General features: G+C 62.6%; 7 protein-coding genes. 4 read left to right on the forward strand and 3 right to left on the reverse strand.

What is annotated here, in order from left to right; all coding sequences use genetic code 11:
• Window positions 1-71: 71 nt before the first annotated feature.
• From AC1DWQ_RS04585 to icmF, 3 genes are all read left to right on the forward strand, one after another.
• The gene (locus AC1DWQ_RS04585; protein ID WP_477668567.1) at window positions 72-698 is read left to right on the forward strand and encodes a TRAP transporter small permease subunit; all 627 of its coding nucleotides are present in this window, start codon (window positions 72-74) and stop codon (window positions 696-698) included.
• A gap of 64 nt (window positions 699-762) precedes the next feature.
• The gene (locus tag AC1DWQ_RS04590; RefSeq protein ID WP_477668568.1) at window positions 763-2,751 is read left to right on the forward strand and encodes a TRAP transporter large permease; all 1,989 of its coding nucleotides are present in this window, start codon (window positions 763-765) and stop codon (window positions 2,749-2,751) included.
• Between the two features lie 185 nt (window positions 2,752-2,936).
• Window positions 2,937-6,260 carry a fused isobutyryl-CoA mutase/GTPase IcmF gene (icmF, locus tag AC1DWQ_RS04595; protein ID WP_477668569.1) on the forward strand — a complete coding sequence of 1,108 codons (3,324 nt, stop codon included), beginning with the start codon at window positions 2,937-2,939 and terminating at the stop codon, window positions 6,258-6,260.
• A gap of 49 nt (window positions 6,261-6,309) precedes the next feature.
• Here icmF and AC1DWQ_RS04600 read toward each other — a convergent pair whose 3' ends face one another.
• The 3 genes from AC1DWQ_RS04600 to AC1DWQ_RS04610 form a co-directional block, all read right to left on the reverse strand.
• Window positions 6,310-7,458 carry an ABC transporter substrate-binding protein gene (locus AC1DWQ_RS04600; protein WP_477668570.1) on the reverse strand — a complete coding sequence of 383 codons (1,149 nt, stop codon included), beginning with the start codon at window positions 7,456-7,458 and terminating at the stop codon, window positions 6,310-6,312.
• 182 nt (window positions 7,459-7,640) lie between these two features.
• Complete coding sequence (locus tag AC1DWQ_RS04605) at window positions 7,641-9,068, reverse strand: MmgE/PrpD family protein (protein WP_477668571.1); 1,428 nt, start codon at window positions 9,066-9,068, stop codon at window positions 7,641-7,643.
• A 105-nt stretch (window positions 9,069-9,173) separates the two neighbouring features.
• On the reverse strand, window positions 9,174-10,148 hold the full coding sequence (locus AC1DWQ_RS04610; protein ID WP_477668572.1) for a Bug family tripartite tricarboxylate transporter substrate binding protein: 975 nt from the start codon (window positions 10,146-10,148) through the stop codon (window positions 9,174-9,176).
• A gap of 176 nt (window positions 10,149-10,324) precedes the next feature.
• Here AC1DWQ_RS04610 and AC1DWQ_RS04615 point away from each other — a divergent pair, with 176 nt between their 5' ends.
• A complete protein-coding gene (locus tag AC1DWQ_RS04615) occupies window positions 10,325-11,230 on the forward strand; it encodes a LysR substrate-binding domain-containing protein (RefSeq protein WP_477668573.1) in 906 nt (301 codons plus the stop codon).
• The last annotated feature ends 332 nt before the right edge of the window (window positions 11,231-11,562 follow it).

Here is an 11,562-nt window from a genome sequence, read left to right on the forward strand (position 1 = left end):
GAGCCCCGGCGAAGCCGGCCAGCCGTCCAACCCTGGATGGCTGGCCTTTTTGATGGGAACACCGGTTCAAAATGAATACACAAAAAATCCTTCACACGGCTGATCACATCAGCACCTGGGTCGGGAAGGCCGCCGCCTGGCTCATCGTGATCCTCATGGTGGTCGTTTGCGCTGAAGTTTTCAAGCGTTACGCGCTCAACGCGCCCACCGCATGGATCTTCGACGTCAATAACATGCTGTATGGCACGCTGTTCATGCTGGGGGGCGCCTACACGCTGGCGCATGACGGCCATGTGCGCGGCGACTTCTTCTACGGCAACTTGAAGCCCCGCACGCAGGCCTGGCTGGACCTGGTCCTGTACATCGTCTTCTTCCTGCCCGGGATTATGGCGCTGACCTGGGCCGGCTGGACATACTTCAATGAGTCACTGGCGATGCGCGAACAAACCTTCAACGCCACCCCTATCCCGCTGTATCCGTTCAAGTTTGTCATCCCGGTGGCTGGCACCATTGTGCTGATGCAGGGGCTGTCCGAGATCCTGCGCTGCGTCGTTTGTATCCGCACCGGCATCTGGACACCGCGGCTCAAGGACGCCCAGGAATCCGATGTGGTCGCGCAGCAGCTGGCCGGCAGCGAGTTTGTCGATGAAGAAGCCAAGCTGCTGGCCATCGAAAAATCCGCCGGCCTGAAAGGTTGAACATGAATCGCCCGGCCGTTCCGAAGATTCATGGCACCGCAGCCCACAGGGCGGAGGTCTCCAAATGAGCAACGCAGTCCTCGGCATGACCATGCTCGGCCTGATCGTGGTCGTCATCATGATGGGCTTTCCCACCGCATTCACACTGATGGGCCTGGGCATGGCGTTCGGCTTCGTGGCCTTCTACGATCCGTCCACCCATTTTTGGGAAAACAGGATCTTCGACCTGATGGTCCAGCGCGCTTTTGGAGCGATGACCAACGAGACCCTGTTATCGATTCCGCTGTTTGTGCTGATGGGCTATGTGATGGAGCGCGGCGCGCTGGTGGACAAGATGTTCCATAGCGTGCAGCTGGCGTTCCGCAGCGTGCCCGGCTCGCTGGCGGTCACCACCCTGATCATCTGCACGTTCTGGGGCATCGCCAGTGGCCTGGTGGGCGCTGTGGTGGTGCTGATGGGCGTGATCGCCATGCGGCCCATGCTCAACGCCGGCTACGACACGCGGCTGGCGGCCGGCGTGATCACCGCCGGCGGCACGCTGGGCATCCTGATCCCGCCCTCGGTGATGATCATCGTCTACGCCGCCGTCGCCGGCCAGTCCGTGGTCAAGCTCTACGCGGCGGCCATGTTCCCCGGCTTCTTCCTGGCCCTGCTCTACCTGGTCTACATCGTCGGCTGGGTCATGCTCAACCCCAAGATCGCGCCCAAGCTGCCGCCGGAGCAGAACCGCGCGCCGGTGCCGCTCTGGCTGCAGCAGGTGACCGCCGCCTATTCGCGCAGGACGCTGCCGGCGTTGGCCATGGCCGTCGCGGCTCCGGGCAAGGCGCTGCAGGCGGGCGCCCAAGTCAGCCGCGGCTTCCTGTTGCGCAGCTTGGGCACAGCCCTGGTGCCGGTGGTGCTCGCGCTGGCGACTCTGGGCGGCACCTGGTGGTATGTGGTCATCCATTCGCAGGCCGACAACATCGCCCAGGTGGCGGCGGCACGCACCGCCAAGGCCGCAGCGCCGGCGGGCGGAGGCCTGCAAGGGCCCGCAGTCAGCGGCGAAGTCCAGGAACCACCGGCGGAGAGCGGCGTGAAGGAGCCGCCGGCCGCCGAAGGCGGCCTCCAGGAACCACCTGCGGAAGAAGGGCTGAAAGAACCCGGCGACACGGTCAAGGAGCCGGCCGAAGCCGGCGGCTTGCAGGCGCCGCCGGGATCGGAAGATGCGAAGCCATCGACAGCGACAACCACCGCCGACGCACCACTGCAGGAAATAGGCGAGCCCTCGGGTTCGGGGCCACAGACCGCACCCGTGCCCGAGTCCTTCTACACGGGCTTTGCCATCGCCTGCGTGCTGATGGCGGGACTGCTGCTGTGGTACTACCGACGCTTCGACGCCGAGCAGTTCGAGATCCTGCGGATGCTGGTGAGCTCGGTCATGCCGCTCGCGCTGCTAACCATCGTCGTGCTGGGGGTCATCCTGTTCGGCATCACAACCGCCACCGAATCGGCGGCCGTCGGCGCGGCCGGCGCCTTTCTCATGGCTTGGCATGCCGGCACGCTGGACTTTCAGAAAATCAAGGAGGCGGTGTTCCTGACCTGCAAGACGACCTCCATGGTGTGCTGGCTGTTTGTGGGTTCAGCACTCTTCTCCGCGGTTTTCGCTCTGCTGGGCGGCCAGCGCGTCGTCGAGGAATGGGTAATGTCGATGAATCTGACACCACTGCAGTTCCTGCTGCTGTCGCAGGCCATCATCTTCGTCCTGGGATGGCCACTGGAGTGGACCGAGATCATCGTGATCTTCGTGCCCATCTTCCTGCCACTGCTGCAGCATTTCCAGATCGATCCGATTCTTTGGGGCGTGCTGGTTTTCGTGAACCTGCAAGCGGCCTTCCTGTCGCCGCCCGTGGCGATGTCGGCTTTCTACCTGAAGGGGGTGTCGCCACCCCATGTGACCATCAACCAGATCTTCGCCGGCATGATGCCCTACATGCTGATCGTGATCCTGTGCATGGTGTTCATGTACGTCTGGCCCGGGTTGACGCTCTGGCTGCCTAAATACCTGTACGGGTAAACAGCCCGGAAGCCATTGGGCCCCAGGCTTTGGCAAAGAGGGGCGCTCCGCGTCCCTTTTTTTGCTCGCACCGCTACAGGGCGCACACTTGATCGGCGCCGGCTTACCGGCTAAGATTGACGTTTACGTAAACGTCAATCAAACAGATCACAGATCGACGGCCCAACCGCCGCCCGGAGACAACCATGACCGACATGTCCGCTGAATACAAAGCGCTCGCCAGCTACCGCCCTACTCACAAAGTGCGCTTCATCACGGCGGCTAGCCTGTTTGACGGTCATGATGCCGCCATCAACATCATGCGGCGCATCCTGCAGAGCATGGGCGCGGAGGTCATCCACCTGGGCCACAACCGCAGCGTGGACGAAGTGGTCACAGCCACCCTGCAGGAGGACGCGCAAGGCATCGCTATCAGCTCCTACCAGGGCGGGCATGTCGAGTACTTCAAGTACATGGTCGACCTGCTCAAAAGCCGCGGCGGCGAACACATCCAGGTGTTCGGCGGGGGCGGCGGCGTCATCGTGCCGCCCGAAATCCGCGAGCTGCATGCTTACGGCGTCACCCGCATCTACAGCCCTGAAGACGGCCAGAAGATGGGCCTGGCCGGCATGATCGGCGAGATGGTCATGCGCTGCGACAAAGACCTGACCAGTTTCGCGCCCAAGAACGTCACGGCCATTGAAGGCCACGGAGAGATGAACTGGCGGGCGCTGGCGCAGTTGATCACGGCGCTGGAGAATGGCAAGGCCGACGCGGCGCTGGTGGACAAAGTCCGCACGCAGGCCTCCACCTGCAAGATCCCTGTGCTGGGGATTACGGGCACTGGCGGCGCCGGCAAGTCTTCATTGACCGACGAGTTGATACGCCGCCTGCGCCTGGACCAGAACGACAAATTGCGCGTGGCAGTCATCAGTATCGACCCGTCTCGCCGCAAGAGTGGTGGCGCGCTGCTCGGCGACCGCATCCGCATGAACGCGATCAACCCCTGGACTGTCCCCCTGGCAGGACAGAAGGACGCCGACAGCGGTCAACGCGTCTTCATGCGCTCACTGGCCACGCGCGACTTCGGCTCCGAAATCAGTCAGGCCCTGCCCGACGTGATCGCCGCCTGCAAATGCGCAGGGTTTGACCTGATCGTGGTCGAGACCTCCGGCATAGGCCAGGGCGATGCCGCCATCGTGCCGCATGTGGACGTGCCCATGTACGTGATGACGCCCGAATTCGGCGCCGCCAGCCAGCTCGAGAAAATCGACATGCTGGACTTCGCCGAGTTCATCGCCATCAACAAGTTCGACCGAAAGGGTTCGCTCGACGCCCTGCGCGATGTCTCAAAGCAAGTGCAACGCAACAAGGAAGCCTGGGGCACGCCGGCCGACAAGATGCCGGTCTTCGGCACCATGGCTGCGCGCTTTAACGACGACGGCGTGACGGCCCTCTACCAGGCGCTCAAGCCGCGCCTGGCCGCGTTGGGCCTGGCGCTTGAGGGCGGTGTGCTACCCGCGGCCGAAGTGCGCCACAGTACCAACCAGACGCCGGTGGTGCCGGCCGCGCGAACGCGCTACCTGGCCGAAATCAGCGACACGGTGCGCGGCTACAAAAAACGTGCCCGCGCGCAAGCCCAACTGGCGCGCGAGGTGCAGCAGCTCAAGGCCGCGGCCTCCATGCTCAAGATCGACAAGCCCGACCGCGCGCCAGCCGCCGAAGCCGCGCTGGACCTGGCCGGTCACCGCAAGACGCGCATGGACGCCGATGCCCGCGCCCTGCTCGCCCAGTGGCCCGACATGCAGGCCGCCTACGCCGGTGACGAATACGTGGTCAAAATCCGCGACAAGGAAATCCGCACGGCGCTGACCACCAAATCGCTCTCGGGCACCACCATCCGCAAGGTGGCGCTGCCGCAGTACGAAGACCACGGCGAAATTCTCAAATGGCTGATGCTTGACAACGTGCCCGGCAGCTACCCTTACACTGCCGGCACCTTTGCCTTCAAGCGCGAGGGTGAAGACCCGACCCGCATGTTCGCCGGCGAAGGCGACCCCTTCCGCACCAACACCCGCTTCAAGCTGCTCAGCGAAGGCATGGCGGCCAAGCGGCTGTCCACCGCGTTTGACTCTGTCACGCTCTATGGCAACGACCCGGCACTGCGCCCTGACATCTATGGCAAGGTCGGAAACTCGGGCGTTTCCATCGCCACGCTGGACGACATGAAGGTGCTGTACGACGGCTTTGACCTGTGCAACCCATCGACGTCTGTTTCCATGACCATCAACGGCCCGGCGCCGACCATCCTCGCGATGTTCATGAACACGGCGATCGACCAGAATCTGGAAAAATTCAAAAAGGACAATGGCCGCAACCCCACGGCAACCGAAGCCGCGAAGATTCGCGAGTGGGTGCTGGAAAACGTTCGCGGCACCGTGCAGGCCGACATCCTGAAAGAAGACCAGGGACAGAACACCTGCATCTTCTCGACCGAGTTCAGCCTCAAAGTCATGGGCGACATCGCCCAGTACTTTGTGCACAACCGGGTGCGCAACTTTTACAGCGTCTCCATCAGCGGTTACCACATCGCCGAAGCTGGTGCCAACCCGATCAGCCAGCTGGCCTTCACGCTGTCAAACGGTTTTACCTTTGTCGAAGCGTATCTCGCGCGCGGCATGCACATCGACGACTTCGCGCCCAATCTGAGTTTCTTCTTCTCTAACGGCATGGACCCGGAATACACGGTGATGGGCCGCGTGGCGCGCCGCATCTGGGCCGTGGCCATGAAAGAGAAATACGGCGCCAACGAGCGCAGCCAGAAGCTGAAATACCACATCCAGACCTCGGGCCGCAGCCTGCATGCGCAGGAAATCCAGTTCAACGACATCCGCACCACGCTGCAGGCGCTGATCGCGATTTACGACAACTGCAACTCGCTGCACACCAACGCGTTTGACGAGGCCATCACCACGCCCACCGAAGAATCGGTGCGCCGCGCCATGGCAATCCAGCTCATCATCAACCGCGAATGGGGCCTGGCCAAGAACGAGAACCCCTCACAGGGCGCCTTCATCATCGAGGAGCTCACCGAGCTGCTAGAAGAAGCCGTGCTGCTGGAGTTTGAACGCATCGCTGAGCGCGGCGGCGTGCTGGGCGCCATGGAAACTGGCTACCAGCGTGGCCGCATCCAGGACGAGTCCATGCACTACGAGATGCTCAAGCACACCGGCGAGCTGCCCATCATCGGCGTCAACACCTTCCGCAACCCGCACGGCGATGCGGTACAAGACAAGCTTGAACTGGCCCGCTCCACCGAGGAAGAAAAGCAAAGCCAACTCAAGCGCCTGGACGACTTCCACCGCCTCCACGCCGCCGAGTCACCGGCCATGCTCAAACGCCTGCAGCAGGCCGTGATCGAAAACCTCAATGTGTTCGAAGTGCTGATGGAGGCTGTGCGCGTATGCTCGCTGGGGCAGATCACCAATGCGCTGTTTGAGGTGGGTGGGCAGTACCGGCGGAATATGTAAATCGCCGGGGGCTGCTATTACCCAACTGATCAATGGCAAATTATTTGAGCTATTGACGAATCCTGCCAGCGCTGGTGACGATGGATAACTCGACGAAGCTGGAGCCAGAGTGCTGTCCAGGTTTAAAGCTGATCAAGTAACCACCAAAGTCAAAATTACTCATGCTGTCCAAGGCTAGAACGCTCCCCTCGCGGCTGGGCCTGCTGCCTTGGCGGCGTATCGCTTCAGAAATGACGCGAGCGGCAATATAGCCCTCCATCATGGCGTAGCTCACAGGCACTTCCAGGTTGGGTGTCTTGGCAGCGGTCTCAGTAAATTCCTTGACTAGCTGACTGGAGACCTTGTACGGACTTGGCGTCACTTGGGCGATAGCCACACCTTGCATCTGCTCCGGAGACAGTCGTTTCGAGAGTTGCTCGATGTCGGCGCCCGAATGCGAAAGCAGTTGAGCCGCGCCACCTGCAATACGGTACTTCTCAATGAAGCCAGCCGCAGCAGACCCGCTGGAAACCATGATGATCGCTTGCGGCTGCATGTTCATGAAAGTGTTCACGGCGTCGGTGACGTTGACCGTGTTGGCGACGTAGGAGGCGCGTCCTTCGATCGTCGCTCTGACTTTCCTAGCTGACTCCTCGGCCGCGGCGATTACCGCAGTTGAGCCCGGCCCAGCCTCATGGAAAAGCCCCAGGCGCTTAATCCCGATGGTGGCCAAATGCTCGATGAGTTTGGAAATCTCGTCGCGCAGGCCTGCCCGCACGCTATACAGGTAGGGGGTGTCCGGCTGAATCTCCGAAGTACGGTAGCCCACCAGAGCGATCTTTTCTTTTGCCAAAATTCCCGCAGACACCAAGTCTGCAACATTCTTGCCGCCAAAGTAGCCGGCCAGGACCAGCGGCTTATCTTCAGCAATCATCTGCTTGGTCAAAGTGACCGTGTCGTCGGGCCTCCCGCCATCATCCTTGCGCAAGAGTGTGAACTTATGACCGTTGATGCCGCCGGCCTTGTTCATGGCGTTGAAATGCAATTGCATGCCGGCGGCGTAAGCGCGGCCCTGACCGGCCTCCGGCCCTGACATGGGGCCGACCTGGCCCACTATGATCTCTGCGGCGAGTACCGGACCGGCTCCCGTCACAAGGGCCCCCACGGCCAGTGCCATCAGGGCCTTGGCGAAAGCCGACGATAAACAACGGTTGTGCATGATGATGAGAGCTTCCTTTTGTGCCGCGAATCTGACGGACTTGGGTATCGATCAGTTGTCAACCTGCTGCAACACGGTCATTTCCAAACGCGGACTCTCCGTTGCCAGCGCCGCTTCGACTGTGATCCGGACGGGGGAACCGTCGGGTTCGGGCCCGCCTGAGCAGGGCTGGATTCCATGGATCAGGGAAGGGGGCTCGACCCGCCTCCTCGTGGACGGCCGAAACGCGTGCCGTCATCGACCCGGGCTTCGAACTGCAGCAGCGCCAGCAGTTGGCGAACCTTGACGCCTTGCGGTCGAGCCAGGTTGTCGCGAAGCGGTGCCAAACGCTCTTCCGGAAGGATGCCCGTGGTGCATTGCTCGAATTTGATTTGCCGCTCCAACGGCGAAAACGGATTCAGGAATGACCCTTTGGCGTGGTGAACCACACGCTCCAGGCGTCGTCCGTCCTTCAAGATCACGGCCGTGGTGTGGGGAAGCAGCTGCGTTGCGGTTTCTACGCGTGTCGAGTCCAGGTGCATTGCGACGCGTGGCATGAGGCGCCGGGTCATATCGTCATGCACCGCTTGCGGCGTGAAGTCGGCCAACGTGACCGTGCCGTAACGGAGCATCGTTGCCACCGCGTAGGGCATGGAGAACATGGCCTCGCGGGGACCCTGGGGCTCTGGGTATTTGAGGTTCACCAGGTTGACGCGCCCGACCAGGGTTTCAACACGCTCCACCGCTTCCGGGCCAAAACCATGTTCGGTTGCGAGGGCATGCAATGCGTCCAGGCAGCGGTGCGTGGACGCGCAGTTGGGATACAGCTTGAACGCCAGGCCATGGCTGTCGATCGCCAGCGGGCCGTCACTGACCGCAGCCACGGACTGCCAGTCGGCCGCAGAGCCACCGGCGTAGAGTGCGCCAAACCCGTGCGGGCCTTCCAGGGCTGTATCGCTACCGGTGACGCCCGATGCCGCCAGCGATGCGGCCAACACACCACCTTGCGCCGCCAGTCCGGCATGCACGGGTTTCGTGTCGGTGCCGAACTGGACCTTGGGTCCAGCTGCCATGGAAACGGCCAAGCTGAGGGCGTGTGTCATCCCGCCGACTCCCAGCCCAAGCAGTCTGGCGCAAGCGGCTGCGGCAGCAATTACACCAATGGTTTGGGTGCCATGCCAGCCTTTTTCGGCATGGGACCGGTCCATCGCCATCCCGACGCGGGCCATCACCTCACTTCCGACGATCAGTGCATCCAGAACCGCATCGAGCGTGGCATCAATCTCGTGGGCTTGCGCCAGGATGGCTGGGATCACGGCGCAGCCAAAATGACCGCCAGCGACGAGAAACATCTCATCCAGCTCCCGCGCATGGGCGGCCGTGCCGTTGGCCAGCGCACTGAAGGCGGCACAAGTTCCGGTGCTGCTGCCCACCACCGGGACTGGGCCCGTGGCAGGCAATCCCGCCCGTACCGAGGCGCAAACCGGGTCCCCAGCACCTGCCACCATGGCAGCAATGGTGTCCTCCAGGGAGTGCTCCGCCGTGCGCAGGGTGGATTCACCCCATTGATTGGGAACCGTGGCAGCCCAGTGCGCGAGAACCTGGGTAGCGGGGACGGGGGAACTGAGCATGCTTGTCCTTGGGGTCTGTTTTGGTATGTGGTTGCGCCTATCAGCGCAGCCGGGTATGGAACGAACGGCAGACACGCAGCAGCAGGTCTACGCGAGAAGGCAAGCTCAGTCGAGCTTTACTCCGGCGTTGCGGATTACGTCACCCCATTTTTTGGCTTCGCTGTCGATATGCGTCTTGAAAAACTCGGGGGTTCCCCCGAGCGCGACCTGCCCCACTTGCGCGAATTCGGCTTTGGTCGCAGGTGCCTGCAACCAGTTGTTGATCTCACGGTTCAGGCGCAGGATCACGGGCCGAGGCGTGCCCGTCGGTGCCACAATGCCGCCCCATGCCACCACCTCGAAGCCTGCAATGCCCGCCTCTTCCATGGTCGGCACATTGGGCAGCAGCGCCGAGCGACGTTTACTGGTAACCGCGAGCGGACGCACCTTGCCCGACTGGATCGCGCCCACCATGGACGGCAGGTTGTCAAACATGAAGTCGATCTGCCCGCCGATCAGGTCGGTCTGCGCCTGCGGGGCCCCGCGGTAGGGAATGTGGCTGAAGCTGATGCCGGCTTTTTCCTTGAGGATTTCGCCGCTGAGGTGACTGGTGGTGCCGTTGCCGCCGGAACCCATGGTCAGATTGCCCGGGTGGCTCTTGGCATAGATGACCAGTTCACGCACCGAGGCGATGGGCAGGCCATGGCGGACCACCAGCACATTGGGCACCTGCGAGAGCACGGCCACCGGCGCCAGGTCTTTATCGGGGTTGTAGGGCATCTTGGAAATCAGGCTGCGGTTGATGGCCATGGTCACGATATTGCCGAAGCCCAGCGTATAGCCGTCGGGCTTGGCGGTGGCCACCGCCTGCATGGCAATGGTGCCTGCCGCGCCGGGGCGGTTCTCGACGATCACCGCTTGTTTGAGTTTGTCCTGAAGGTAGTAGGCCAGTTTTCGGCTGGTCTGGTCGGGCGTGCCGCCGGCGGCCGAGGGCACGATCAGTTTGATAGGCTGGGTGGCGGGCCAATCCGCCGCCAGGGCGGTGCCAGCCAGCGTGGCCGCCGCCAGCAGCAGTACAAGGCGCGCTTGAAATTTCGACATCTGTGACTCCAACTTCTGTTCTTGAGGGGCCGCCCACTGCGGCGCCCTGAATATCTGACATGCGCGCCGGCCTGTCCAACGGAATAAACGCATACCCCCCTGCATTTATTTCATGCCTGCATAGCCTTTTTCATTGCGGGCGAACGGATGCCATGCCAATAATGGCCGTAACCGCCATGAAATATCCAACGCAGCGCCACCTGCCCTCCATCGTCAACCTCAACACCTTCGAGGTGATTGCACGGCGCTTGAGCATCACTGCCGCAGCCGATGAACTGGGTCTGACGCAAAGCGCGGTGAGCCGCCAGCTATCGGACCTGGAGGGCTTTGTCGGCGTTGCACTGTGCCGGCGCACAACTAGCGGGATGGAGCTGACGGTTGACGGTGCCAGCTACCTGCGGCGGGTGCGAACTCTGCTGGACGAGCTGGAGTCAGCGACCATCGCCGCGTCCATGGGCTCCATGCCAGGCAAGATACTGCGGCTGTCCGTGCCCACCACCTTTGGCACGCTGTGGGCCATGCCACGGCTGTGCGCCTTCGCCATCGCGCACCGGCAGATCCAGCTGGACGTGGCCACGCATACCGGGCCCATCAGCATGCGCGACTCGGGGCTGGACGCGGCCATCGTCTACTGCGAAGGGCCGGAGCCCGGCTGCGTGGCCGACCTGCTACACCCCCTGCACTCCTTTCCTCTTGCGGCGCCCACGCTGAGCCGGCTGGCGGCGCCGCTGACGGGCACACAAATGGCAGCGCTGCCCTTGCTGCACCAGAGCATGGTGCCCAACTCATGGCCGGCCTACCTGCGGCAGCTGGGCGCGTCTGTAGAAGTCCCGATGCCGGGTGCCCACTACGGTCTGCTGTCGCTTGCATTGACGGCAGCGGAGGCCGGTCTGGGTGTCGCATTGGCGCCGGACTATGTGAGCGCATCGGCGCTGCAGACCGGGCGCCTGGTCAAGCTGAATGACAAGCCCTTTATTTCGCCGCGCAGTTACTTTCTGGTGACGACGAACGAGCGCGCCAAGGCGCCCGTAATCCAATCACTGCGCCAGTGGTTGACGAGCCAGTCGCCGCCTGCCCCTTGAGGCTCCGGCGGTGGCCAGCTGAATGAGGCGGAGGCGGCGTGGGCCAGGAGACTGATCAACGCGCAAAGTTGCCGCTCCAGGCCAATCACACCAGAGACGCCGGAGAGTGCGATGGGCCAAGTTACAAATTCCGTCGAAGTCCACCTCAATGGTGAGGACCCCAGGGGCCTTCCCAAAGTGGCATCGCCGGGTTCGTACCCAGCGTGCGTTTTGCCTCGGCCCTGGTTTTGGCCGCGTTAACCGGTTTGACATTGTGGTCCGGCACACGCAGGGTTTGCGTTTGGCTGACTGGACTGACCGGGCGGTCGGCGGCAGCGTCTGAGGCATGTAGG

It is taken from the genome of Polaromonas sp. P2_G11 (genome assembly GCF_056403595.1).